Source organism: Nitrospira sp. T9 (assembly GCF_052156535.1).
Lineage (GTDB): Bacteria > Nitrospirota > Nitrospiria > Nitrospirales > UBA8639 > Nitrospira_E.
In genome coordinates, this window is the sequence record NZ_JBQKUP010000044.1 from 272,691 (window position 1) to 298,622 (window position 25,932).

The window sequence follows — 25,932 nt, forward strand, 5'->3', positions numbered from 1 at the left end:
TTCCGACACATCAGTCCACTTCTAAAATTTGGAGAATGCCATCCAGGGGGATACGCACCCAATGGGGCCGGTTATTAAGTTCATAGCCGAGTTCATAGATCGCTTTTTGAAGTAAATATCCATTTAGCAAAATTTGGATGTCGTCCGATGACGGGGGCAGAATGTCTCGGACTTCTTTGATGGATAGGTACGCCTTGAGGTAGCTGACGCTGACCCATATTTGCCAATAGCGAGCCCAAGGTTCAAGCAAAGAAAAGTCTTCCGGTCGAACGCCCTCGACCAATCCAATAGAGGAGGCATGCGCCGCGTAATGAAAGGATCGCAGCATGCCCGCCACGTCGCGCAGGGGGGATTCCTTCAGACGTCTGACATTCAAGGGCCTGGCCGGTTCGCCTTCAAAGTCGATGATGATGAAATCTTTTCCGGTATAGAGCACCTGGCCGAGATGGTAGTCGCCATGGCACCGGATGCGGGTGCAGGTGAGTTTCCGGTCCCGTATGGTTAAGAGCCGTTTGCGTAAGCGGCCTTCTCCTTCCAACACGTGTTTCGCCAGGGTGTGCACGGGGTCCTGGAGCCCTTTAACCTGAGTGCGAAGAAGCGGGAAGTTCATGTTGACCGTTCCCAGCATGCTCTGATACAGACCCCGCCGGTAAAAATCGGTAAACGGTTCTGGTTTAAACTCCGGATCTTCGGAATCGGAGGCGAGGGCGGCGTGCAGTTCCCCTGTTCGAAGGCCCAACAACCGGGCTTCTTCCAGATACGGGCCAATCCATTCGCGGGCGCCGGACGGAATCTCCTCGTCGACTAAGGCCATCAGCGATTTCTGGGGAATGGACGAGGTGGTGATGGCTGTGGGATGGGTGAGCGCTTCTTCCAGATATCGACTCAGTTCATCCAACGTGTATTTCCAGGCGTCTCCTTCGTTTTGAATAAATTTCTGTAAGATACCAAAAGTCAGGAGGTCGCCATTGTCCCGTTGATATTCAATGGATCCTGCCAGGGGGGCGATGTGCGGAAACCCTTTATTGGTTAAAAACCGTCCGATTTCAAAGTCAGGATTCACGCCGACTTCGGCCCTGCGGTAGAGTTTTAAAATGAAGTCATGTCCAAACAAGACCGAGGAGTTGCTTTGTTCACCCTTTAACAGGCTTGGTTCAAGGGTCGGGACCTCTTTCTGAAGCTGCCGCCGAAAGATTTTCGTGGCTTGAGTGGCCAAATCGCCCGCCGGACCAGTAAACCGGCGGTTTCGGGAAATACTCTCCGCCAGCATTTTTTGAAACTCCCGATCCCACATAGCATCGATAAGCAGGCCTTCCTGCTCACCGTCTTTCATTTTGACCCGCACGCGTGCAATGGCTGCCGGAGAGTCCACGAGTGGGGCCATGCGATCGGCCGGAAGATACTGTAAGGGTAAGAGGTACATCTCCGGTTCTCCCTCGGTGTATTCCACGCGGATGAGCGCGAGGACGGCCAAAGGATCTTCCTGCGGAAGGGGGATCGTTTCCGTGATTTCCACGAATTGCATGGTGCGGGCCTTGCCGCCAAACCATCGTCGGCTTTGCAGGTATTGCGGTAATATATTTTCCAGTTTGGCCTTTTCCCGTTTTTGGATGAGGTGATCCCAATCCTTCGCGATGGTGATGGTGGGTAACCCTTGTTCCGCCTTCCCCGCAGCCTCGGGTTTTCCCGATTCAACCGGGTCCAAGGCAAACCAGTAAAAGGCGTGTCCGCTCAGCGTGAGCAGATAAGGCAAATCGCCAATGGCTGGAAATTTACTCCGTCCGAACAAGGTCATGGGACGTCGTCCTTTGAATTCAGCGAGATCAAGTTCGACCCATTGGGCATGGCGGGATAAGTTTACGGCCACAAGAATGGTTTCGTCCTGATACCGCCGGAGGAAGACCAGGACTTTCCGATTGGACGGATGCAGGAATTCAATCGATCCTCGTCCAAAGACCTTATAGCGTTTACGCAAGGAGACGATGCGCTTCATCCACCAGAGGGGAGACTGTGCGTTATTTTGTTGCAGTTCGACGTTGACGGCTTCGTAATGATATTCCGGGTCAATGATAATGGGCAGATACAGTTTCTGCGGATTGCCATAGGAAAATCCGGCATTGCGGTCGGCACTCCATTGCATGGGAGTCCGGACCCCGTTCCGGTCCCCTAAATAAAAATTATCCCCCATCCCGATCTCTTCCCCGTAATAGATGACCGGTGTGCCCGGCATCGAGAATAACAGGCTGTACATCAGTTCAATCTTTTTCCGGTCATTCCCAAGGAGCGGAGTCAATCGCCGCCGGATTCCCAGATTGATCCTGGCCTGCTTATCATGGGCAAAGACGCGGTACATGTAATCCCGTTCTTCATCCGTGACCATTTCAAGGGTCAGTTCATCGTGATTACGTAAAAAGAGTCCCCATTGGCAGGCCTCCGGGATCGCGGGCGTCTGTTCCAAAATATCGATAATCGGAAAGCGATCTTCCATTTGCATCGACATGAACAGGCGGGGCATCAAGGGAAAATGAAAGTTCATGTGACATTCATCGCCCTTCCCGAAATAGGCCGCAGCGTCTTCCGGCCATTGATTGGCTTCCGCGAGAAAGAACCGATTTTTGAATTTTTTATCGACGTGCGTTCGCAGTGTTTTGAGAAACGCATGTGTTTCCGGGAGGTTTTCACAATTGGTCCCTTCCCGCTCGAAGAGATAGGGCACGGCATCCAGTCGCAAGCCGTCCACACCCAGTTCCAGCCAAAAATCCAGGACCTCAAAGATCGCCTTTTGCACCGCAGGGTTGTCGTAATTCAGGTCCGGCTGATGAGAAAAAAAACGATGCCAGAAATACGCCTTGGCCACGGGGTCCCAGGCCCAATTCGAGTGTTCGGTATCTTTAAAAATAATGCGGGTGTCGGAATAGAGATCGGGGTTCTCACTCCACACGTACCAATTCCGCCATTTGCTGTCGGGTGGGGCTTTCCGCGCGCGCTGAAACCAGGGATGTTGATCCGAGGTGTGATTCACCACTAATTCGGTAATCACGCGTAATCCGCGACGATGGGCCTCCCGGACAAATGCCTGAAAGTCCCGCCTGGTTCCATAATGCGGATGAATATTGGTGTAGTCGGAAATGTCATAGCCATCGTCCCGGAGGGGAGACGAACAAAAGGGCAGCAGCCAGATCGCGGTCACACCCAGATCCTGGAGATAATCGAGTTTTTGGGTAAGTCCTTTGAAATCGCCTATGCCATCGGCGTTACTATCGCAAAACGCCCGAACATGGAGTTCATAAATAATGGCGTCTTTGTACCAGAGTGGATCATTCTCGAGTATGTCGACAATCATGGATGTGCCTTTCCTGAATCGGGATATTCAGTTCTTGTCCTCGGCCCTACCCGGTGAGTAGGCCCTCGATGTGAATCGTGAACTCGGCAATGTCTGGATTGATGGCTGTTCAGCGAGGAGGCTGAACGATGAAAACGAGTATCAAGGGTTTACCATACAAACCGGTGGAAAGGCCAATTCACTGCTAATGGGAGGAATGAGATTCCTGTGTAACCAGGCGGGGAGCAAAGGAAAATTCAGCAAGAAATCTTCGAAGGATCGCTTGTTCCAGGCGTGAGGGATATTGAGTCGGACAGGGCACGCGGAGTAATAAATTAATGCGGCCTGGCTCAGGCAACTGAATGGTGACCCGTGGTTCAACGGAGGGGGCATCCAACCACAGCTTGCCTTCGAGTTTTTTGAGATAGGTCCTCGCCTCGTTGATAAACGGGGCGGCCTCTTCTTCTCCGGCTTGCAGCAGGAGACGTTCGGCAGTTTTCCAATCATCATCGGTACTTAAGGGGACGGTCACAATATGGAGGCGGTATTTTTTTGTATAGGTTTCATTGGTTAAGGGGTGATCGAAAATAAAGCTGTTGGGAATGACCATGGCTCGGCCGGTATATTGGTGAGAGGTCTGGCCTGGTCCGATTTCCAAAACCGTGGTGGTCAGGGCGTTGTGGTCGACCACATTTCCCCGAATGCCCCCGATTTCGATGCGATCCCCCAACGAATAGGCTTTGGTCAGCACCCGCAGTCCTGATCCGCTCAAGCAGTCAATGATTTCCTTGGTGGCCAGGACAAAGGCGACAGCGACGGCAAACACGGAGACAGCGAAAGTCTGGAGTTGCGGCGCCCAAATGAAAATCATCCCGAGGATAAAGAGAAAGAGCAGGCCATTTCTGAGGTTGACTGCCCACCGTCTCTGTGTTTCCACGGAAAGCTCGGTTGACCGGAAGAGACTGTGGTGGATCCCCATCCTGACGATGAAAATGATTAAAAAGAGAAAGAACGTACTCAGGCCGTACCGGATGACCATGTCGCCGGTCGTACCTACAATTGGTTCCACGTGTATTTCCCTCTGACCTTTGTGTAAATGAGATGCGTTGATATCAACGGGGGAAGCATGAGAGTCTCAGCCATCATCCGGAATCTGACCGATTGAGAAAAAGGCGTATGGCCAGGAATTGGCAGATAAAGGAGAAAGAGGATCACAATCCCACGGTTCAGGGTAAAAACGAATGAGCACGAATCGTCAATAGACAGATTAGTTTAGAAATGACAACCAACCTTCTCAAATCATACTGTATTTGTTCTCCTAATCAAAGGGGTTGGCAGGATTCACGGAACTTCAGGACCATTTCTCCTTTCGCGGCCCTGGAAGAAGAGGCCCCCGTTGGTCAGCCGAAGCTCCTCGAGGTGGCGGTGGACTGAAAGAAGGAGTGGAGAATCTCTGTTCGACCTAGAAGATTTCTGTTTTTCTTCCTGGGCCAGAGAGAGGGCTTGCTGGGCATCCGTTTTTGCCAACATGATTAATCGGGTGGCCATAGAATAATCTCGAGCCCAGAACATTTTTCTGGATTGTTCATGAAATTCTTCTTCTCCGATCATCAGCTCACTTTCCGCTAAACTGTAGAGATCAGGTGCGAAGGTCAAGGCTCCTTCCCTCCTTGCATGTTCCACCGCTTGACGGGCTTTCTGTAATTCGTGAATCGGCGGGTCCTGACAGCCGGTCAACAGGACACTCAAGCAGAACAGGGCCAGATATATTCCTGCAGGGGGACGCCTCTGAGTCCTGACAACGACTTTCCAGATGGGGAGTGTCTCTTCTGGCAGTGTTGAATAATAAAGATTTTCAAGGGCAGATTTGCCTAGAATTCGATTACTCATCAAAGGCTCCGGGTCGGTTCAAAAAAGCATGCCCTGAGTCTTCCCGAAGGGTCCGCCCAGGAAGGCCGCAGCCGTTTTTACGCGTCTAGCGTACGCTGAGTACGTGAGCACGGAAAAAGGCGAGAACGCCGCTGGCGGCTTTTTTCAACAGACCTTTTCTCGCAAAATGGGACCTTGCTCCTGAACGTTTCCTGGGGGAAGGCCGGGAGTGATTTTCCTTGTAATCACTGGCTGATAAAGCAAATCCTACGCCAATACGGAATGATAAATAAGGGGGGATTTTTCAATTGTTTTTTATGAAAGGGTCCCGGTGGGCGGGACAGTTTGGCTTGTGGTTGGACCCTTTGTCCCGGTCCGGTTTTTGAGGGAGAAGGAACACAGGGTATAGTGGTTATACTTCGGGGATGACCCGGGAGGCGTTGTTTCGTTGGAGCCGAGCTAGTCGACTCCGAGGGAACTTGTGAGCATTTCCCTACCTTGGGGAATTTCGATTAGATTTCCGCAGATCCTTTTGCCAGAATGTGTTTCCCGGTTTGCCGATATCGGACCAATTCAGGAATTGTTGGAAATAAGTGGTATGCACTTATGACGAAAACGATTATTCAGAAAACAGTGCTTATGTCGCTCCTCTTCCTAGCCATCTTCTCCCATGGCGCAACAGGAGGGGAATTGGGGGTGCAGGATCATCGACTGGCCCCGTGCCCCAGCAGTCCCAATTGCGTATCCACTCTTAGTGATTCGGAAACCCATTCGATCGATCCGTTTCGTTATAACAAGACGATGGCTGAGGCCAAAGGGGTATTGAAACAGATCATCGGCGAAATGAGTCGCAGCGAGTTGGTTCAAGAAGAGGAGGGGTATCTTCATTATGAATTCCGCAGTCTCCTGTTCCGCTTTGTTGATGATGTCGAAATTCTGTTTGATGACGGCTCAAAAACCATCCACTTCCGTTCCGCATCACGAGTGGGATATTCCGATTTCGGAGTGAATCGGAGCCGGATGGAGGAAGTCCGAAAGATGGTGCAGGGGAAACTCTAGGTACCATCTTATGGCGAGATCTGGGGTGGTAACAGGACATGGTTTGAAGAGACACGAAATCATCTTTTCTTGACGTTCTCCACGACCGGGTTTTCCCTATCTGCTTCCCAACCCTCTCTTCGATTCAGTGGAGCTAAACATGCAGGCGCCCCTATGACCTCAGGTGTCTGTGGTTGAGTCCCTTTCAACCTAAAAACGGAAGTTGGCCATCTCGGAACCCTTCGACTGCCGCGGAAGGCGCGGCGCTCAGGGCGAACGGACTCTCACCCAACCGGTGACCACTTCGACACTCCGTTCGTGCTGAGGCTCTCGAAGCATGAACGGGCTCGCGGCCCTGTAACTGCCGTTTTTAGGTTCAATCCATTCTATGAGAGGTGTGCCGGCAAACCATGATCAATGAGCGAGTCAAGAATACAAAATATCGTCCTTCCAAGGTGAACTTGGGGAGGGAATGGGAGCAGGGTGATTGGTTATACTTTTTCATAATTCATCTATTCATTCATTTTCCTAATCAAGGGGGAATAGGGCATGAGTAACTATTTTGGTCACCTCTATCGTTTCCTTATAAGGCTGTGGATCGCACCGGCATTCGGCCACTATCTCTTGCCCGTCACCGTTGCAGAAGGGGACTTCAGTGAAAGCCGGAAGCAGCAGCATCCCTTCCAGGCATTCCAGGGCCTGTGTATCGCCATGCTCATGGGCGGGTTTTTAACGGGATGTATTACCGATGCCACGGTTGATTTAACCAAAGCCCCGTTTGATGCCTCCACCGAGTTGACCGACGCCTCGACAGAATCAATCACCAGACTGACCGATGGAACCAGTCAAGCGACAACCGATCTCACCGAGCCCACCAGAGAATTCCTTTCCAGCACGACACCTGGAGCGTGGTTCAATGCGGATGGCATGCTCAATCCTGACCATAAAAAGATCGCGTTTGTAGTCGTGAACTTTGACAATTTGCAAGAGGATATCGCCAGAGGATCCGGAGAATATCTGGTTTCTCTTTCTAAGCTCATGGGTGTCCCACCAAATTCGCGCGACAGTTTCTTACAATCCGCGCAACGCCAACATGCCTATATTTTTGATGAGAGCCAATCCCGTCCGGAATCGTTTAGACGCCTGATCAAAACGTTACGCGTGACGTCATCCTACTCGTAGGGAAGAAAGGGTCTCATCAGACGACCGTTTTCAAAGGTATTTAATGTGGATTGGCGATCGTGTGAAAGCACGATGAACCCGTGATGGACTGTTCAAAAACCCATGACAAAAGGGAAGGGGGGAACAAAATTAGGGTATCGAACCTGCCAGGATTTGCGCATGGAGGATCTCATGCTTGTGAGTCTGGTGGACTTAAAAAACCTACAGCGCGACGACCGCAACGATCTCGCTATCCAGGGTCGTAAATTCTACCTCGTAACCTTTGCCCCTTGGTGAACCGGCACGACGGTTCCAATGTCACCTCGCTGAAGCCCTTCCGGGAAGGGCGAGGGGAGACTGCGTATGCCCATCATAGCGTACCATGCAAAGAAAAAAATTATTTAAGAAGCGGGAAAAATAATATTCCTCTGCTCCGTCATGGCGGCTACCCAGACCAGACCTCCATCATTTTTTTGTGATGCCCTATGGATCCCGCAGGGGATTACATGGAGCACGTCCTGAAAGAAGTTGTCATCCTGAGCAAGTGGCGAAGGATCTAGCCAGGGCGTGACATCCTCAATCCAGCCCCAGACTCTTTACCCTGGTTCCTCCTCTTACTCCGTCATGCCCGCCATTTTTCATCTCGCATCCATCTCTCCACGTTGTCATCCTGAGTGGAACGAAGGATCTCGCCAAGCGATGGCCCCCTCAACCTGCCCCGGACTCCTCATTCTGATTCCTTCTCCCACTTCGTCATCCCGGCGGAAGTCATCGGGGACCCATCTTTTCTGTGAATCTCCACAAGAACCCGCAGATAACAGTGAATCATTCTAAACAAGTCGGAATGTGGGAAGGTGGCCGGGAGTATGTGTGAATAAAAGGCCGGACCTCAAGCATGAACGTTTCGTCTGTAGTCCGACGCCTGCCGGCTGGCTCCAGGGAGGGACGCTCTTCGCATCTAGCGGGCCTTGTGTGAGCCCTGCGAGTTGGTCCGCTCTTCAAAATGTTCGCGTCCCTCCTCTTCAATAAGGCCAGACGGGGCGTCAATGGTTTTGGGTCCTTTTGCCGAAACAAAAGGACCTCGTCGTTCGGGGGCGAATCCCCGGCCTCTAAAAGACAAGTGCCACAAAAACCCACAGAGAAAAGGAAGGCATTCGGTAGGTGAAAAGGACCTGGGAGAATGTGTGAATGCAAGACCTGTCCCCAGCCTCAGACCTATAAAATTTGAAAAACATGTGACCATTTTCGCCAGTAGAGGATAGATAATTCTTTAAAACAGACGTGACTTTGAGGGAAATGGTACCTTAAGAAGTTTTGCTGCGAAAATTCGTGATGTGTTGCATGATAAAACTGACAACAACAGACTAGACCCGTATCCACAACACATTCGAACGACGCATGTATTAGGTTAAGTGTACAGAAGAACTGACCCGATCCATGACGAACATCCTTTTTGACTTCCCGATCACTCAGCTACTCCTCGTGGGAGTCCTGTTTATCTGGACAGGGTTTGTACGCAGCGGGCTTGGGTTCGGTGGTGCTGCGCTCGGACTCCCACTCATGCTGTTTCTCTATGACCAACCACTCTTTTGGTTGCCGGTCATCGGATCGCATCTCCTGTTTTTTTCGGCGCTGACCTTACGTACCGGTATTCACGATGTCGATTGGCCCTATTTGCGGCACGCCACGCTGTTTGTCATCCCCACGACCTTGATTGGTGTGTTCGGCCTGATTACGTTGCCGACTGAGTGGCTGCTCATCTTTATTTATTCCATCTCCCTCGCGTATGGAGTGATGTGGCTTTTGAACCTTGCCATCAATAGCAACAAGAGCTGGAGCGACGTGCTGTTGCTTGCGCTTGGTGGATATGTGGCGGGAACGTCACTGACCGGTGGACCACTGATGGTTGCGGTCACCATGAAAAATGTCGCGACCCATCAACTTCGTAACACGTTGTACGTTCTCTGGTTTACCATCGTCACGATTAAAATGAGTACCTTCGTGATACTCGGAGTCGAGCTGCATCTGCTCACCGCCCTTACGCTCCTCCCCATTGCAGCCATCGGCCATGTGATCGGACTCAAATTTCATGATGCGATTTTGAAAAACGATCAGTGGTTCAAGCAGGTCATAGGAGGAATGCTCGTTCTCATCAGCGGATTGGGATTAATGAACAATCCGGCCTAAGACAGCCTGCTCATGGGTGACCCCGTTCTTTCTGAGCCCTAAGGCTGACGTCGCCGGGAATCCCGCTGCGCCTCATATCGCACAAATTTTTCAGCCAACCGTACGGCCAACGGGTGCTCATTTTCGATCTTTGTCCTGAACCACACCCCGAGCTTGAGAATCCACTGAAATTCCTCTGTGCTGTAAAACCATCTATAGTTATTACAGATACCGTGGGCCGGGAGATAGTTGTCGACGGAATGTTCTCCGCCCTGTGAATGGGCAAAGACATGGTCGGTAGCCCAATTATCAACAATATGGCCACCACAGATGTGACATCGGCCCCCTGTTTTACTCAATACTATTTGGCGTTCTTTCGGAGTTAAAGCTCTTCGCTTCAAGCCCTGAGCGCGGAGTTCAAACTTTCGTTTGCGGCGCTCTTGTCGTAGGAGGTGGAGATGGGTCGCAAACTCTTTTGCACTTTGAAACAAGGCATGGCTCGCAGGCATTCAGTTCCCCTTTCACGTCCTTTCACATAAAAAATGGTTTAGTGAAAATTTTTTCTTTTTACTTTTGGGAATCTCTACAGAAGGCATAGCAGCCGTTATGCCGTCGCCCACTCCGGGCATAACACCTCGGCTTGTTCGAGTACCGTTTTTGTGGCTTGCTCCTGCTTATCGGGAGGGTAGCCGTATTTGCGTAGAATACGTTTCACCAGCACGCGCAGTTGTGCCTGGACATTTTCGCGAAGGGTCCAGTCGATCGTGACGTTTTTCTTCACCGTGGCGACCAACTCGCGGGCAATCATGCGAAGCGTGTCATCGCCCAGAACCTGGACGGCGCTATCGTTGGTTCCCAGCGCATCGTAAAAAGCTACCTCATCCTCGGAAAGCCCGAGCTTTTCCCCACGCGCACTGGCGGCGCGGATTTTTTTTGCTAGCGCGATGAGTTCTTCAATCACCTGCGCCGTCGCAATCGCCCGGTTCTGATATTTCCGTACCGACTGCTCCAGCAGTTCGGCGAACGAGCGGGCCTGAACGACGTTGCGACGCGAGCGGGTCTTAATCTCTCCCTTTAGGAGTTTCTGGAGTAATTCGACCGCCAGATTCCGCTGCGGCATCCCACGCATCTCAGCCAGGAACTCGTCGGAAAGAATCGATATGTCAGGTTTCTTGAGTCCGGCCGCAGAAAAAATGTCGATGACTTCATCGGACATCACGGACTTCGAAATAATTTGCCGGATGGCGTGGTCAAGATCTTCATCCGTCTTGTGTTCGCTAGGGGTGTTCTTGGCCAATACTGCGCGCACGGTCTGAAAGAAACTCACGTCGTCGCGAAGACGCAGGGCCTCCTCGTGCGGGACGGCGAGCGCGAAGGCTTGAGAGAGGTCTGTCACCACCCGAAGGAGCCTGGCCTTCCCGTCATCCTGGGCCAGAATATGCTCCTGCGCCTGAGGCAACACGGACAGGCGAGCCTGTGGTTTCCCGTTGGTCCAGGCCGACCAGTCGAAGCCGTGGAAGAGACCACAACAAATCTCATAGTGCTTGACCAACGCCGCTACAGCCTCGGTTTGATCCAGAGCCGTTTTTCCGGTGCCGCCGCTTTCCGTGTACGTCGCAAGGGCCTTTTTTAGCTCATCGGCCAGGCCGAGGTAATCCACCACGAGCCCACCGGGCTTTTCTTTGAACACGCGGTTGACCCGCGCGATAGCCTGCATCAGTCCGTGGCCGCGCATGGGCTTGTCCACGAACATCGTGTGCAGACTGGGCGCATCGAAGCCCGTTAGCCACATATCCCGCACGATCACAATTTGAAAAGGGTCCTTCGGATTTCGAAACCGGAGCGCCATGTCCTCGCGGCGTTTTTTATTGCGGATATGGCCTTGCCATTCCAGCGGATCGGAGGCCGACCCGGTCATAATGACTTTCATGATTCCCTTTTCATCGGCGATCGCTCCCGGCATCGTGCCTCCCGCGACACCTGCACTTCCTCCTGCATCGTCCCCATGCCACGAAGGGCGTAATGCGGAAATTTCGCGGTATAGCTCAACACAGATCCGGCGGCTCATGCAGACCACCATGGCCTTCCCCGCCATGGCCTCAAGCCGTGTCTCAAAATGCTCTACGAGATCTCGCGCAATCAACTTAATCCGGTTTTCCGATCCCACCACGGCTTCGAGCTGCGCCCACTTCGTCTTGAGTTTTTCCTTGCGGTCGACTTCTTCCCCTTCGGTGGCTTCTTCGAATTCAGAGTCAATCTTAGGGCGCTCGGAGTCTTTGAGGACCAACTTAGCAAGCCGGCTCTCGTAGTAGATGGGGACGGTGGCGCCGTCGATGACCGCCCGTTGAATGTCGTAGATGCTGATGTAGTCGCCGAAGACGGCCCTGGTGTTGGCGTCGGTCTGCTCAATAGGTGTTCCGGTGAAGCCAATAAACGAGGCATTCGGCAGCGCATCGCGCATGTGCCGGGCGAAGCCGTCGATAAAATCATACTGACTGCGGTGCGCCTCGTCCGCAATCACCACGATATTGCGGCGGTCTGAAAGAACGGGATGCCGGTCGCCCTTTTCTTCGGGAAAGAACTTCTGAATGGTGGTAAAGACCACACCCCCGGATGCGACCTTCAGCTTCTCCCGCAGGTCCGCACGATCTTCTGCTTGCACTGGTGGCTGCCGTAATAACGCATGGCAGCGGGCGAAGGTACCGAAAAGCTGGTCGTCCAGGTCGTTGCGATCGGTGAGGACCACAATGGTCGGGTTGGCCATCGCCGGGTGGAGAATAACCCGACCCGCATAAAACGCCATGGTCAAACTCTTGCCTGAGCCTTGTGTATGCCACACCACACCAACCCGTTGGTCCCCCGGTGCTCCGCCTGCTTGATGCCCCGCCGCATAATGTCCCATGGACTCTTCCGACTGCTCCTTGGTAGCCGCCGCGCGGCGGGCTGCCCGCAAGGTTTCTTCCACAGCCACGTTCACTGCGTGGAATTGGTGGTACCCCGCCATCTTTTTGATGAGTTTTCCGCCGCCCCCGTCCTCGAACACGATAAAGTGCCGCACCAGATTGAGAAATCGGCGCTTATCGAATACCCCCTTCAGGAGCACCTCAAGCTGTGTCAATGTCCCTGGGGCATCTTCCCGACCCGAAATCGTGCGCCAGGGTTTAAACCATTCCTTCCCTGCCCCCAGTGAACCAATGCGGGCCTCCATCCCGTCGGAGGCAATAAGGACTGCGTTTGTGGCAAAGAGCGAGGGAATCTGAGCCTGATACGTCTGAAGTTGGTGATATGCTTTCCACACGGTGGCGTTCTCATCAGCCGAGTTTTTAAGTTCGATTACGGCGAGGGGAAGCCCATTTACAAACAAAACCACATCGGGCCGACGTACATATTGACCTTCGCCGACCGTGAACTGATTCACCGCCAGCCAGTCATTGTTTTGGTGGTCCGAAAAGTCCAGGACTTGCGCTTGTGCGCCGGCAATCGATCCATCCGGTCGACGGTATTCCACCGTGACGCCGTTTACGAGTATGTGATGCACGGCACGGTTGCGTTCAACCAGCGATGGAGCATCAGTCCGGGTCAACTTGCGAAAGGCATCCTCAATTCCCTCGTGTGGCAGGTCGGGATTCAAACGCAAAAGCGCTTGCCGCAGTCGGTCTTCTAGAACAACGTCGCGATAATTCGGATCGCTACGTTCGGCGGCAGGCTCTCCGGCGGCAATATCAGGGCCGTGCAGGATGGTATAGCCCAACGCTTCCAGCCAGGCCAGGGCGGCGTCTTCGACAACCGATTCGGTGAAGGATTTCATGTTGCTGGTTCCACCAGCAGATTGATAATCAGCCGGATCATCAAATCTTTGTTTGATGACGCGCTTTCCGCGAGAAGCAGGGTGAGTGCCGTTAAACCTTCTGGGGTAAGCCGGTGCGTCACCCCTTCTTGCCGGAGGTAGAGCAGAAATAAAAAAGAGCCGATGCGTTTGTTGCCATCGGTGAAGGGATGATCTTTGACGATAAAGTAGAGCAGATGGGCCGCCTTCTCTTCGCGTGAGCGGTACAACGCATCGCCGAACATCGTCTGCTCAAGACTGGCGAGGATGCCATCCAAGGCTTCTCCGCGCGGGTTCCCGAATAACGGCGTGGCTTCATTCCGAACCAACAATTCCCTTTTAAAATCAGCAATCGCACGGCTGGCCTGGTCGTAACCCAGCACCCCAGAAGAGGGGCGAACCCCAGGAGGCAGGGGAAGGCGATCTTCGTCATATTCCAAAAGAAGCCGCCAGGTGTCCGCGTAGCTGACGATCAGGTCCAGCACCGCGCGACCGGTTTCGTCCACGAGCGACTGGTTTTGTAGGGTGCGGGCCAGAAGGTCCAGAGTCTGGCGGGCTTCTAACAGGCCCCGTTCGGCCAACCGATGCTCGTTAAACGTGTACCCCCGAACCAAGTGGTCCCGCAGGGTCCGGGTGGCCCAAATGCGAAACTGGGTACCGCGCTTGGAATTCACCCGATAGCCGACCGACAGGATGGCGTCGAGGTTGAAGAACTCGACTTGGTAGGTCTTACCGTCTGCCGCAGTTGTTGCATTTTTTGCAACAACTGCCTCCCGCTCCAGTTCCCCAGAAGCGAACACAGTCCGTAAATGCCGCGAAATCACGGACTTATCGCGTCCGAACAGCTCGGCCATCTGGGTCAGTGACAGCCAGACCGTCTCCCGTTCGAGCCGCACGTCTACCCGCACCTGGCCATCGGGGGCTTCGTAAAGGAGAACCTCACCGCCGGGTGGAGTAGAAGCAGATGGCTCGTTGGACGGCATCGGACGTACTCCGTTAGATCTGGTAAAGGGGGCCAATGGCTTCTCGCAACAGAACTTTCAGGACGGCGTAGCCCAACGCTTCCAGCCAGGCCAGGGCGGCATCCTCAACGACGGATTCAGTGAAGCGCACTATCGGATTTCCTTTATTTGAAGCGCTCCTGCAAATAACTCTTTATTTGGCTCAAGGGGATTTCTTGTGACGAATTCCCGCTACGTACGAAGAATTTCTCAACGGTTTGACCGGTATTATCCTTCAGCTTAATGATCACCGGCTCACTGGCTTGGTTGATTTCAATCTGGCAAATATCTTTACCCTCCAAGGCAGGAAAAGTGATGGCGAGTTTCTTGGCCACGAATGCGACCCCCAGCTGCTGATTGAGGAGATTGCGCAAATGTAACTCAAATTTATCTTTATCAGCATTCAGGGAGGCATAATCGTTCTCTAGACCAAGTACTGCTCCAGAATCATCAACGCCTATCAGCAACGTGCCGCCATCAGCATTCGCAAAGGCTGCCACGGATTTCATAATGACATCTTCCAGCTTCTTGTTGACGCAGCCCTGTTGATAATCCCAGCGGAGGGAGGATTTGAACTCCAACCCATCGCTCTCGCCTTCGGAAATGACCTCTTCAATCTGCGCGGGCGCGGCCACTTCCAGGGTAACGGTAATGCCTTCAATGAATTTGTTCAGGGCTTCCGCGAGTAATTGTCGTCGCTCCTTCAAAAAATCCTCAAACCGGTCTCTCTGCCACAGGTCTTCATTTTCAGGAATGCATTGCAAAGCTAAAGCTTTGGGAAAGCGCTGTTTAACCTCCGCAAGGTAGTCGGCTGCCGTCGTGGCAGATTTCGACCGGTTAGCAACCTGGGTAAGAATGGCACGATTCGTTAGTTCCTGAGCCAATGCGTATTTAAGCCGGTTGCCTTTGCCATATCCCACTTCCTTGAGGCGCGAGTAGGGGAAAATGTGATCTTTTTCTAGTTGATACTTTTCCCCCATATTCATGCGAAGCCCAACCCCTGTGGTTAAACAAATGGCGCCACGACTTTTGAGGAACCAGCGCATCAGCCCAAACAAGGGATGGGAGATTGATCGCCCTTCAAATTCCTCAGGGGTAATCTCCAGTCGGCGTTCTTCCTTGATCACATTTAAGAGCTCATCAAATGGTTGGGCCGACTCAGCAATGATTCGAAGGTCGAAATCCAGTTTCTGCGGAAGCTGACTGACATAACGAGCCCGAATCTGCGAGTAGTAAAACCACTTGACCATTTTCCGAATTTCTGTGTCGGTCAGGGACTTGCCCTTCTTGTCATAGAAGTAGGAAATAATCGGAATTAGGGCATAAATAGAGTTGATCTCATCCGTGTGATCCACATACGCGTGCGTCCGCAAGAGATTGACGACGTAATCCAGAACCTGTTCATCAAGTCGTTGCCAGGCGCTCCGCACGGCGTCGTTATTCTCAGTTCCATGGAGCTTGCGCATTTCCGATCCGACATGGTGGAGACAGGCAAGAAGTGCGTACACGACAAAATCCAGCTTAAAGACAAATCCATCCTCGGCGAGAGCAGCGAGCTTTTTCTTGAATGTATCCCGGGCTTGCGGCCAGTAACCGGATATTTGCGCCAAAGCCAACTCGGCATCGGTCAGCGCCACACCGCTGGCATTTACTTTATAGAAAATATCGATTGCCTCACGAATCTTGGCTTTAATGGGAATCGTCTGTTCCGGGAATTCGCGATTGAGGATGTTCTCAACCGCCCGCATGTTGTCGTCAATTTGGTCGTCACGTTCGCGGCCGACCGGCTCTCCCCGGTTTTCCAACTCCCGCACAATATCCTTTGCGCGGACTTTGCGAAGAAAGATGTCGGTGATGTTATGCCAGAGTGGATTGTTATCCATCCGTTTCCGCATGTAATAGGAAAGCTCCAACGTCTCAATATTGACGTATAAGCCTCTCGTGTCGTTGGTAATCTCCGGGGCGGTATAGTACGGAGGAATTTTCCCGCGAATCAGCATATACAGTGTCGTTACCCGCTGTTGACCGTCCAATAGAATGCGGACTGCCCCCTGCTTTTCATCGTATTTGTGGGGGCCTTTCAATTCAGGTGGATCGGCCGTCTCCCAGGTCAGCATGGTTCCGGTTGGATATTCCTTGATTAAGGAATCGATGAGCTGTTTGGCATCGTCCCGTTTCCAGACGTATTCACGCTGAAACGCGGGGACGAAGAGTTGATTTTCGTCAACCTTGTCGAGAATGGTGGAGATTTTCACAGGGAGCCTCCAAATATATATCAGTAATTTACCTTCGTAGTTTCGTTCAAATGAATTTGGGCAGCAATTTGTGGCGCAGGAAAGCGTCTTTTACAATGGCCTCAATCATATCTTCGCCCGCGGTCAAGTCTTTTTCTTAGAACGTTTTGCCCAAATGTCGTCCACACTCTCCCTTTCAAGGGCCGTCTTTATTTCTCCCAATGCCTTTTGTGAATAGCGCTTGTACAACTGGCTACCGATCTTGAATTCTTTGTAGCAGTCAGGCTTGGCTCTTAACCCAAGGTGTTCGACGACTGCCAGGACTTTTGGCAGGGACGTGTGAAGCTTTTCGGCAAGTTGTTTTGCCCCGAAATTGTAAAAATCCAGTTCGTTCACTCGCTTCACGGCTACAACGGAAGCTCCGGGTGTGCCTTCCGAAACCAGTTGAATTGGGATGCCCTCTTTCTTGGATACACGGAGCGACAGATTTGGACCTGTCCCCTCTGGTCTGATCTCAATCGCCGATACTCCCTTAAATGTATCGGCCCAGGACTTACCCGAAATTATGTCCTTGCCCAGGCTTCTTAATTCAGTATTGCTAGGTTGGCCTTTTTCTCCCTTAATCGTTGAGTCCAGTATTGCAAGCGGTCTTAGTCTTGCCATCGCTTCAACTTGGCGACGTTTTTTGGGGCGTAGCAACTTTTTGATTTCGTCAACCTCGGACTCGAAGAGAGTTTCCAGATTTGTAGGAGGTGAAGTCGATACTGGCAAGATTCGCACGGGGAGGTGGCTCACAAGTGCCTCATCAAAGACTTTTTTCAGAAGGTCTCGAAAGAGAGTGACACCAGACTGAATGTGGACATAAAGCTGCCCTTCGGAAATATCAAGAAGATGGTGTTGTGCTGCGTCACGCAGGCCGTTTATGGTTTGCAGTACCAATGCTTGTTCCTCGCTTACAAATTTGACCGTTCCATCACTGAGCGCCCGGCGTACGCAAGTGTCAAAACCTATCGTTTCTTTAGCCCGCTTTTCCCGAATGCGCCCTCCGCGGTGAAGTAATGCCGACTTTAGCAACATTTCAAAGGAGTGATCGATTTGGATCAGGGTGCCACTGACTCGACCTCGGTCATTGGGTCGGTTAAAAAGCTCAATGCTAAGCACCAATGAATCACATGCCTTATCAAGGAGAAGTTTTGCTTCGCGTTTCATACGCTGTTCTTGTTAAAGAAATTTTCCGTATCTTGCACCCACAACTCACTACGGTGGGGTTTGGGCAGAACCAAGAACCTCAACTTTTTAAGGAAAGGCATTCTAGGGTCTTCAATCTCGAATCCGAGGAAGTGTTTTTGCTCAAGCACTACCTTCAGCCAGGTTCGGGATTGGCGCCGGTTCCTTGTCCTCATCGGTTGGCTCGTAATTGGTCAACAAGTCACGATACGCGTCAAGATCGACTGCGAAAAGAACTTCACTCGGCCGATAGGTCAGCTCAAAGATCTGAACCTCCTCATTTGCTTCATCAAGGTAGGCGTTAAATTCCACATTGTCCCCATACTCAAACCTCTCGGTTGGATGGGTATTTTCCTGCTGCCGGTGGATGCGATGAAGAAATCCGATGATAGCATCTGCGGCTTGCGCTGCAAGCAGGGCCTGAACGGTCTCCATTATTGGTCGGGTCCCTTCACTGCCATGGGAAGCAAATCCGTAGGCATTCCGCAACTTGCAAATTCCTTGCAACGCAGTATGGAGACCATTGAGGGTCTGCATGAGACTCTTCCGCGCCTCGGCCTCGCTGCTTGCGGTGACCGGCAACATGGGAAGATTTGTTGTGACCATTTTGAACAGTCCGGGCAGGTCGTCGTCAGAATTATACCCTACCTTCCGTTCGGTCAATATGGTGCGGCACGTACTTTCTACCACAGTTCTAGCAAGGTCGAAGGCTAATCCGGGGTTTTCCCCAACGGCACGTTCGATGCCATTCACCTGCTCTTTGATGTGCAGCAGACCAGCGGCGATAGCAGTTCTAGCGCCATGCATCACGAAGACATCGGCAGGCGATGAGGAAGCCATTACACATGCCCTCCAAGGAACCGCTCCGCATCCTTCACCCGCAGTTCGCCAGAGGTGAGCTTGGGCAGGAGGGTATCGCGCAGAGCGGCGAGGGTGCGGGATTGCAGGAGGCGCACTTCCATCTGCGCCCTCAGAGGCCGCACCGTGCGCTCAAAGGTCTTTAAAATTTCCCGTGTCGGCCGAATAAAGCGGAGGCTAGGAATGCTCCTGACGTTGAGAGCGTCAAGGATGGTCCCCGTGTCCATCTTGAAACTGATCTCATCTTTCATCCCTTTGGAGATCAAGCATTCAAGGAGCACGGTTGGAAATGGAAACGAAGGTTTACAGCGAATGCCGGTCATGTTTCTTCCTAGTGCTGCTTTTTGTCCAACTGGTATTTGGGCAACAGCACCAACACGACCTACGTTCGTGATAACGCAATCTCCTGGCGAGGCCTCCATCCGCGAAACCCACCTCCGATAGTCAACTTCATCGATGAAGTACGTGTTCTCCATGGCAAGAAGGCCATCATCCCGGATGTTCCAGAGTTGAAGTAGGGGCATGCCTGATTCTTGACGTTCAGGTTTCTTGGAGTGAAGACAATCGACCACATCGGCAATTTCTCCGATGCTTACCACCTGCCAGCCCTTTGGGATTTCGCCGAGGTCGGAGTCTTCGAAGGAGTCGGGGAAAAGGTCGGCGAGGGGTTTGGGAAGGCGAGGGGCCCGGCCTTCAGCCTTGGCGCGGACGGGATCGAAATCCACGAACCAGGATTTGAAGAGTGCCCGCGCCATTTCCTCCAGTGTTTCGTTCACCCGCCGATTCAGTTCGATCTTGTCGTCCAGTGTGCCAAGGATGTGGGCGATGAAGCGTTGTTCGGTATAATCAGGGTACCTCACCGGTATTTTAACCAGGCTATTGATAGGAATCTGTGGTTGGGCCGATCCAGATCCGAATCGAATTAGTATCTCTTTAAATTCTTTACTTGAAAGCAAGAAATACAAGAAACGGTTATGTAATACCTTTTCATCAGCTCTTAAAAGAACTAATTGTGCGTTGATATTTGCATCGTGAAATTCTTGTTCAACAAAGGCCACGTTTCCGATTCCATTGCCACGCGTGACTACAATTACATCTCCTTTGCACAAGTGGCCCTTTCTCAGTTCTTCATGCTGGCGCTTTGAAATGTAGCGAAAGTTGTCGGATCTGATATGGCCGTTGATCATGTCCGAGGCAGTGATAAAAGGCACTCCCATTGGAACGAAGTCGCTGCTTTTCGGGTATTTGGACGAGTAATTACCATCCCCGATGAAAATTGGTGCTTCGCCGATCGTCTTTTCGAACCACTTACTCACCGTACCCAAGTTCCTTCAGATTGGCGGCGATGGCCATGTCCAGCTTGGCGGCTTCGGCTTGTTGCTGGCGCAATGTCGCGGCAAGCCGCAGCATCTTCTCTTCAAAGGGCTCGGCATCTTCTTCGGCCACCTCGGCGCCGACGTAGCGGCCGGGGGTAAGGACGTGCCCGTGTTTGCGGATGTCGTCGAGCGCCACACTTTTGCAAAAGCCGGGAATGTCTTCATATTTGCCAATATCCTTGTCGGCCGCTCCCGGCGTCCTGCCTCTCGCGACGCTAGAACTTCCTTGTGCGTCGCCCCGCCAAGTATGGTAGGTTCCGGCGATTTTGGCGAGGTCGGCGTCAGTTAGTTCTCGATGCACGCGATCTACAAGCGTTCCCATTTTTCGGGCGTCGATGAAGAGCGTTTCGCCGCGCCGGTCTCGGAATCCATGCCCTGAGCCAGTCGAACGGGTTCCATTCTTTTTGTTGCGGGCAAGAAACCAGAGGCAGACGGGGATCTGTGTTGAATAGAACAGTTGTCCGGGAAGCGCCACCATGCAGTCCACCAGGTCGGCCTCGATGATGGCTTTGCGGATATCGCCTTCGCCTGATTGATTGGACGACATCGAGCCATTGGCTAGTACGAAGCCTGCGAGTCCGGTTGGCGACAGATGATGGATAAAGTGTTGGACCCAGGCGTAGTTGGCGTTGCCCGAAGGCGGCACACCGTAGACCCAGCGCTTGTCGTCTTTCAACAAGTCGCCACGCCAATCGCTGTCGTTGAAGGGTGGATTGGCCAGGACATAGTCGGCCTTGAGATCGGGGTGTTTGTCGTTGTGGAAGGTGTCGCCGTGGGCGATCTGCGCGTCGATGCCACGGATGGCCAGATTCATTTTGGCCAGTCGCCAGGTGGTGTAGTTGGACTCCTGGCCGTAGATGGAGATGTCGCCGAGTTTGCCGCTGTGTGCCTCGATGAATTTCTCGCTCTGCACGAACATGCCGCCCGAGCCGCAGCAGGGGTCATACACCCGGCCCTTGTATGGGGCGAGCATTCCGACCAGGATGCGCACGACACTGGATGGCGTGTAGAACTGCCCGCCGCTCTTGCCTTCGGCGCTGGCGAAGCGGGAGAGAAAATATTCATAGACGCGGCCCAAGGTGTCCTTGGCGCGGTCGGCGGTGCTGCCAAGCGCGATGTCGCTCACCAGGTTGATGATCTGCCCGAGTCGCTGTTTGTCGAGGCCTGTACGGGCGAAGTCCTTGGGTAACACCCCTTTGAGCGAAGGGTTATCCCGCTCGATGGCGCTCATGGCGTCGTCCACCAGCGTGCCGATGGTTGGCTGGGGTGCGCTTGCTTTCAGATGTGTCCAGCGGGCTTCCTTGGGTACCCAGAAGATGCTGGCGGCTTTGTACTCGTCCGGATCTTCGGGGTCGGCACCTTGCGCCTTCTGGGCCACCAGTTCGTCGTGTTTCGCTTCGAAGGCATCGGAGATGTATTTGAGGAAGATGAGACCCAGGACAACGTGTTTGTATTCCGCCGCGTCCATGTTGTTGCGCAACGCGTCGGCGGCTTGCCAGAGCTTTTGCTCGAAGCCGACCGTCGCGCCGTTTGATTCTTTTTTGTTTTTTGTTTTTGCTTGTCGTGCCATGTGTTGCCAGGTTGAAATTCCTTTATTTTCAAAAGCGAGAATACCCAACACTTCGATTAAAGTACAGAATTATTGTTCATGAAATTGTGTCGGAGGTGTGGGGGGGTGTTCTGAAGATTTGGTGTGCGGATTTAAATTTGAAGTTGGAATGCCTAATTTAGTATGGCCAGATGACGGATGGGCGTCGCGTGTCGATGTGCGGGGTTAGGCTGGGCACAGATCCTTCGTTTCTCTCAGGATGACCATGCGGGGAGTAAGATGGATGCCCCATAACTACTGGCGAAAATGACGGAGGGGCGTCGCGTGTTGATGTGCGGAGTTGGGCTGGGCTCAGATCCTTCGTCGGAGCTCAGGATGACAATGCAGGGGAGAAGGAATGATTCATAGGAAGATGGATAGCCGAATACTCGCAACGGTATTAACGGAACGAAGAGGAATTATCCCTGATGAAATTGGGAGAAAGAAATTTGAATAGGTTTCCTTTCCGAATTAAAGACAGAGTTTGAATTCACAAATTTTCCGCGAAATTTCGTGGGCGATTGTTCTAGATTCTAATAACTGGAATTGGGAGAAATTCCTTTGAAGTTCCGATGATTTTATGATGGCTCTCTTTTCCCTCACGAGGTGGCCTTGAGATTTCAATGTCGGTGGGTGCCGGGGTCGGCCCGGCAGCCGAGCCACTTTTGTTTCGGCAAAAGTGGCCAAAACCAATGACGCCCCGTCTGGCTTCATTGGAGGGGAGGGACGCCAACCTTTTGAAGAGCGGACCAACTCGCTTTGCTCAAACAAGGTCCGCAAAGGATAAGAGCGTCCCTCCCTGGGGCCAGCCGGTAGGCGTCGGATTACAGAAGACGAACCGTTCAGGACCTTCCAGGAAAAAGCGGAAGCTATCCTTTCTCTATGATTCCAGATACTGAACACGGGCAAGCCGGAGGGGGAGGAAGTCCGGATGAAGCGTCTGTGGCCGGGTTGAGGAGAGGCTTATCGCTTTGCTAGATCCTTCGTTTCTCTCAGGATGACCACAGGGGGGGAGGGATGGGCGAGGAGGGATGGCCAGGATGACGGAGAAATTAGGATGAAGCGTCTGTGGCCGGGTTGAGGAGAGGCCTATGGCTTTGCGAGATCCTTCGTTGGGCCTTGTCCTGAGCGTAGTCGAATGGATCAGGATAACCACAGGGAGAGAGGGATGGGCGAGGGCTGATGGAGATGACGGGGAGGGCGGATTGAGGTTAGCGGAGGCCGTATTCTTTGAGTTTGCGTTGGAGGGTTTTCCTGTGGATGCCCAGGAGTTCCGATGTGCGGTTTTCGTCGCCTTGTTGCGCATCGAGGACTTTGAGTATGTGTTCCCGTTCGAGCTGTCCGAGTGTTTTCCAGTCTGGGTGGGATGGCGATTGGTCGGGTAGCGCGGGAGGCGCGACGAGCGCTAACGGGAGGTCGTGAGACATGATGAGGGAATGCGGGGTCATGACCACGGCTCGTTCAATGGTATGTTCGAGTTCACGCACATTTCCCGGCCACGAATAGTTGGTGAGCAGGGCTAACGCCTGCGGGTGCACTCCGGTGATGACCTTGTTGTTGAGTTGGGTATATTTGGTGAGAAAGTAGTCGATGAGTGTGGGGATGTCTTCGACCCGTTCTTTCAGCGAGGGCAGATGCAGCGTGACCACGTTGAGCCGATAGTACAGGTCTTCCCGGAACTTTCCGGATTCCACTAGTTTTTTGAGGTGTTTGTTGGTGGCGGCAATGATGCGGACATCGACTTTGATCGATTCCATGCCGCCCACACGGCGAATTTCATGCTCTTGTAGGACCCGGAGAAGTTTGCTCTGCAGGTTCGGGGAGATATCGCCGATTTCATCCAGAAAACAGGTGCCTCGATTGGCCGATTCCAGGAGTCCTTTTTTGAGGGTGATGGCTCCCGTGAAGGCCCCGCGCTCGTGACCGAATAATTCACTTTCCAGCAGATTTTCTGTGAGGGTACCGCAATCCACGGCGATAAACGGCCCCTCGCTTCGGAGACTGTTGGCATGCATGGCCCTGGCAATGAGTTCCTTTCCTGTTCCCGTTTCACCATGGATGAGGACGGTGGATTCCGTCGGTGCGACGCGTGCGATGAGTTTGTACACGGCCACCATCGGCGGACTGTTGCCTTGTATCTGGTTGATGCCGTTTCCCTTTGGCAGAAGTGGCTGAATCGATACGCGAGCCTGCTCCAGGGTGTGTTTATGGTCACAGGCCCGTCGGACGACGGAACGAATTTCTTCCAATGCGAACGGCTTGGAGAGGTAATCGAAGGCCCCGGCTTTGATCCCTTCCACCGCGGTCGACAACGATCCATAAGCGGTGAGGAGAATGACCTGGGTGAGGGGACTGCGTTTCCGTGTTTCAGCCAGGAGGGCCAGCCCGTCCATGTGTGGCATTTGAATGTCCGATAACACCACATCCGGCGTTTGATCGACGAAGGTGGCTAAGGCGGCTTGACTACTTGTGGCGGTGTAGACCTGATAGCCTTCTTTTTCCATGATTTCCCGAAGCAGGATCAGTGTGTCCGGTTCATCATCGACGATGAGGATGGTGGCTTTATGCATGATCGGAATTCCTCCAGGCCGGCAGCCGAATGAGAAAACGGGTGCCATGGCCCTCCTCGCTGTGCACGGTGATGTGGCCCTTATGCAATTGAATAATTTCGGTGGTGATGGCCAACCCTAGGCCTGTTCCTGACCCCAAGCTTTTGGTGGTAAAGAAGGGGTCAAAGATTTTTTCTATGTGTTCCCGTGGAATCCCTGGTCCTGAATCGTGAATATCAATGACGACCTCCGGTCCCGCTTGAGCAGTATCTTCGGCGTTTCGGGCCTGAATGGTCAATTGTCCTCCGTCCGGCATGGCATCGATCGCGTTATCGATGAGGTTGTTGATGGCCTCCTGAAGATGAAAGGCATCTCCCTGGACAGACCACAGATCGGGTGAAAAGTGGGTCAGGCCTTGAATGCCGTGCTCTTGAAGCAGTGGGCGGAATAATAGCAACGACTGGTCGATCAGGGTCGGAACCGAGACCTGTTCGACGGAAATGGTGGGTGTTCGCGTAAAGGTGAGTAAGTCCTGGATGCTGTGGGTGAGGCGATCGGTTTGTTTGAGCATGGTTCGCACCCGCTCCAGGACTTCCTGGGGAAGATGCGGATCTTCCTGGAGCAGTTGCAGGTGTCCGAAGATGGCCGTTAAGGGTGTCCCGATCTTGTGGGCGATGGTGGCGACCAGTTGGCCCAAGACCGCCAACCGTTGTTGCCGGAGAATGTCACGTTGCGCAATGGAGAGTCGCTCGTTGACGGCGGCCAGTTCTTCATTCCGTTGGCGTAGCTCTGCCGTCGCATCCTCCACTCTGGTCTGTAGGGCATCCCGGGCCTGGGCTAATGCCTGATTCAATGTTGCATTTTCCCTCATGACCTCTTGGATCTGTTGTGCCATGGAATTGAACTGGCGGGCTAATTCGCCTATTTCGTCTGTTTTTTCGATCGGGACCAGGGTGGCCCATTGGCCCTTTTCGACCTCAGCCAGCCCGGTTTTTAGACGCCCAAGTGGACGGATCACATGCCGGTAGAGAAAGAAGTTTAACGCCACCACGATGCCGAATCCCATGATCAGGCTGATGATGAGCGACCAATTGAGAAAAAATCGCGTGATGGTGGTGAGTTGTCCCGTCCAGTATTCGGCGTAGATGACCCCGGTGGTTTTTCCCTGTATGGCCAGAGGCGTGGAGAGTTTGAGCCGATCGTCACCGGGTTGATTGTGAAAGCGGCCTTGGGGTTCTTCGAATTGGAAGGTGTGGGTGACCATCAACGGGATTTCACTTGAAGCGTCCTTGGTGTCTCCCACTTGCGTCAGCAGGATGGGCGGTTCATCGGGTTTGGCGCCTTTCCCATACACACGGAGGAAGATGAGGTCCGGGTTCCGGCTCATCAAATCTTTTAAATATTTCTCCCGCAATATCGCATTGTGAAAATGCTGTTCTGATTGAAAGCGCGCGCCGATTTGCCGCAGAAGGACAAGAGATTTGGAGTGAATGACATCTTTGGCCAATTCCGCCACATAATATTGATGCAAGAGTTCGGTGACCAGAATGGCCCCGCCCACAATGAGGATGATGATGAGGGAAGCTTTGGCTTGGAGCTTCCAGGGATGGTGCCAGGACATCATTGTTTGAAATTTCAACCGACCTTTATCATACCGCCAAGAATCGTCTGAATACCCAATGCCATAGGGCTGATTGGGTGTGGTGAAGACGTGTGT

The 25,932-nt window shown here is 52.7% G+C and carries 17 protein-coding genes; 4 read left to right on the forward strand and 13 right to left on the reverse strand.

Annotated features, from left to right (window positions below; genetic code table 11):
* Window positions 1-10: 10 nt before the first annotated feature.
* The 3 genes from treS to ACTRXD_RS22280 form a co-directional block, all read right to left on the reverse strand.
* Window positions 11-3,343: a maltose alpha-D-glucosyltransferase gene (gene treS / locus ACTRXD_RS22270; protein ID WP_442433962.1), complete on the reverse strand. Its 3,333-nt coding sequence runs from the start codon at window positions 3,341-3,343 to the stop codon at window positions 11-13.
* A gap of 184 nt (window positions 3,344-3,527) precedes the next feature.
* The gene (locus ACTRXD_RS22275) at window positions 3,528-4,391 is read right to left on the reverse strand and encodes a mechanosensitive ion channel domain-containing protein (RefSeq protein ID WP_442433963.1); all 864 of its coding nucleotides are present in this window, start codon (window positions 4,389-4,391) and stop codon (window positions 3,528-3,530) included.
* A gap of 272 nt (window positions 4,392-4,663) precedes the next feature.
* A complete protein-coding gene (locus ACTRXD_RS22280; protein ID WP_442433964.1) occupies window positions 4,664-5,212 on the reverse strand; it encodes a DUF4398 domain-containing protein in 549 nt (182 codons plus the stop codon).
* 585 nt (window positions 5,213-5,797) lie between these two features.
* Between ACTRXD_RS22280 and ACTRXD_RS22285 the strand changes: the two genes are divergently transcribed.
* The 4 genes from ACTRXD_RS22285 to ACTRXD_RS22300 all read left to right on the forward strand — a co-directional run bounded on the left by ACTRXD_RS22285 (window position 5,798) and on the right by ACTRXD_RS22300 (window position 9,577).
* Entirely contained in the window at window positions 5,798-6,250 is a 453-nt protein-coding gene (locus ACTRXD_RS22285) for a DUF1499 domain-containing protein (RefSeq protein WP_442433965.1), read from the forward strand.
* A gap of 528 nt (window positions 6,251-6,778) precedes the next feature.
* Window positions 6,779-7,411 (forward strand): DUF3015 family protein, encoded by a 633-nt coding sequence (locus ACTRXD_RS22290; RefSeq protein WP_442433966.1) that lies wholly within the window; start codon window positions 6,779-6,781, stop codon window positions 7,409-7,411.
* A gap of 102 nt (window positions 7,412-7,513) precedes the next feature.
* Window positions 7,514-7,687 (forward strand): hypothetical protein, encoded by a 174-nt coding sequence (locus ACTRXD_RS22295; protein WP_442433967.1) that lies wholly within the window; start codon window positions 7,514-7,516, stop codon window positions 7,685-7,687.
* A gap of 1,140 nt (window positions 7,688-8,827) precedes the next feature.
* Complete coding sequence (locus ACTRXD_RS22300; protein ID WP_442433968.1) at window positions 8,828-9,577, forward strand: TSUP family transporter; 750 nt, start codon at window positions 8,828-8,830, stop codon at window positions 9,575-9,577.
* A gap of 38 nt (window positions 9,578-9,615) precedes the next feature.
* Here the strand turns inward: ACTRXD_RS22300 and ACTRXD_RS22305 are convergent, their stop codons facing one another.
* From ACTRXD_RS22305 to ACTRXD_RS22350, 10 genes are all read right to left on the reverse strand, one after another.
* Window positions 9,616-10,065 (reverse strand): HNH endonuclease, encoded by a 450-nt coding sequence (locus ACTRXD_RS22305; protein WP_442433969.1) that lies wholly within the window; start codon window positions 10,063-10,065, stop codon window positions 9,616-9,618.
* A gap of 95 nt (window positions 10,066-10,160) precedes the next feature.
* Window positions 10,161-13,364 (reverse strand): type I restriction endonuclease subunit R, encoded by a 3,204-nt coding sequence (locus tag ACTRXD_RS22310; RefSeq protein ID WP_442433970.1) that lies wholly within the window; start codon window positions 13,362-13,364, stop codon window positions 10,161-10,163.
* On the reverse strand, window positions 13,361-14,365 hold the full coding sequence (gene rhuM, locus ACTRXD_RS22315; RefSeq protein ID WP_442433971.1) for a RhuM family protein: 1,005 nt from the start codon (window positions 14,363-14,365) through the stop codon (window positions 13,361-13,363). Before rhuM ends, ACTRXD_RS22310 begins: the two co-directional genes overlap by 4 nt.
* A 143-nt stretch (window positions 14,366-14,508) precedes the next feature.
* Complete coding sequence (locus tag ACTRXD_RS22320; protein WP_442433972.1) at window positions 14,509-16,638, reverse strand: GmrSD restriction endonuclease domain-containing protein; 2,130 nt, start codon at window positions 16,636-16,638, stop codon at window positions 14,509-14,511.
* Window positions 16,639-16,761: 123 nt separating this feature from the next.
* The gene (locus ACTRXD_RS22325; protein WP_442433973.1) at window positions 16,762-17,826 is read right to left on the reverse strand and encodes a DUF3644 domain-containing protein; all 1,065 of its coding nucleotides are present in this window, start codon (window positions 17,824-17,826) and stop codon (window positions 16,762-16,764) included.
* A 141-nt stretch (window positions 17,827-17,967) separates the two neighbouring features.
* On the reverse strand, window positions 17,968-18,684 hold the full coding sequence (locus ACTRXD_RS22330; RefSeq protein WP_442433974.1) for an abortive infection family protein: 717 nt from the start codon (window positions 18,682-18,684) through the stop codon (window positions 17,968-17,970).
* A complete protein-coding gene (locus ACTRXD_RS22335; RefSeq protein WP_442433975.1) occupies window positions 18,684-20,027 on the reverse strand; it encodes a restriction endonuclease subunit S in 1,344 nt (447 codons plus the stop codon). The genes ACTRXD_RS22330 and ACTRXD_RS22335 overlap by 1 nt, the downstream gene beginning before the upstream one ends.
* Complete coding sequence (locus ACTRXD_RS22340; protein WP_442433976.1) at window positions 20,011-21,648, reverse strand: type I restriction-modification system subunit M; 1,638 nt, start codon at window positions 21,646-21,648, stop codon at window positions 20,011-20,013. Before ACTRXD_RS22340 ends, ACTRXD_RS22335 begins: the two co-directional genes overlap by 17 nt.
* 1,229 nt (window positions 21,649-22,877) lie before the next feature.
* Window positions 22,878-24,236, reverse strand: coding sequence for a sigma-54-dependent transcriptional regulator (locus ACTRXD_RS22345; protein WP_442433977.1), 1,359 nt, complete (start codon window positions 24,234-24,236; stop codon window positions 22,878-22,880).
* Window positions 24,229-25,854, reverse strand: coding sequence for a sensor histidine kinase (locus tag ACTRXD_RS22350; RefSeq protein WP_442433978.1), 1,626 nt, complete (start codon window positions 25,852-25,854; stop codon window positions 24,229-24,231). The genes ACTRXD_RS22345 and ACTRXD_RS22350 overlap by 8 nt, the downstream gene beginning before the upstream one ends.
* Window positions 25,855-25,932: the final 78 nt, after the last annotated feature.

Coding starts and splice junctions, on each gene's coding strand:
- ACTRXD_RS22305 (WP_442433969.1), bottom strand. CDS start 10,065: ATGCCTGCGAGCCATGCCTTGTTTCAAAGTGCAAAAGAGTTTGCGACC.
- ACTRXD_RS22290 (WP_442433966.1), top strand. CDS start 6,779: ATGAGTAACTATTTTGGTCACCTCTATCGTTTCCTTATAAGGCTGTGG.
- treS (WP_442433962.1), bottom strand. CDS start 3,343: ATGATTGTCGACATACTCGAGAATGATCCACTCTGGTACAAAGACGCC.
- ACTRXD_RS22280 (WP_442433964.1), bottom strand. CDS start 5,212: ATGAGTAATCGAATTCTAGGCAAATCTGCCCTTGAAAATCTTTATTAT.
- ACTRXD_RS22295 (WP_442433967.1), top strand. CDS start 7,514: ATGACAAAAGGGAAGGGGGGAACAAAATTAGGGTATCGAACCTGCCAG.
- ACTRXD_RS22330 (WP_442433974.1), bottom strand. CDS start 18,684: ATGGCTTCCTCATCGCCTGCCGATGTCTTCGTGATGCATGGCGCTAGA.
- ACTRXD_RS22285 (WP_442433965.1), top strand. CDS start 5,798: ATGACGAAAACGATTATTCAGAAAACAGTGCTTATGTCGCTCCTCTTC.
- ACTRXD_RS22345 (WP_442433977.1), bottom strand. CDS start 24,236: ATGCATAAAGCCACCATCCTCATCGTCGATGATGAACCGGACACACTG.
- rhuM (WP_442433971.1), bottom strand. CDS start 14,365: ATGCCGTCCAACGAGCCATCTGCTTCTACTCCACCCGGCGGTGAGGTT.
- ACTRXD_RS22300 (WP_442433968.1), top strand. CDS start 8,828: ATGACGAACATCCTTTTTGACTTCCCGATCACTCAGCTACTCCTCGTG.
- ACTRXD_RS22325 (WP_442433973.1), bottom strand. CDS start 17,826: ATGAAACGCGAAGCAAAACTTCTCCTTGATAAGGCATGTGATTCATTG.
- ACTRXD_RS22310 (WP_442433970.1), bottom strand. CDS start 13,364: ATGAAATCCTTCACCGAATCGGTTGTCGAAGACGCCGCCCTGGCCTGG.
- ACTRXD_RS22340 (WP_442433976.1), bottom strand. CDS start 21,648: ATGGCACGACAAGCAAAAACAAAAAACAAAAAAGAATCAAACGGCGCG.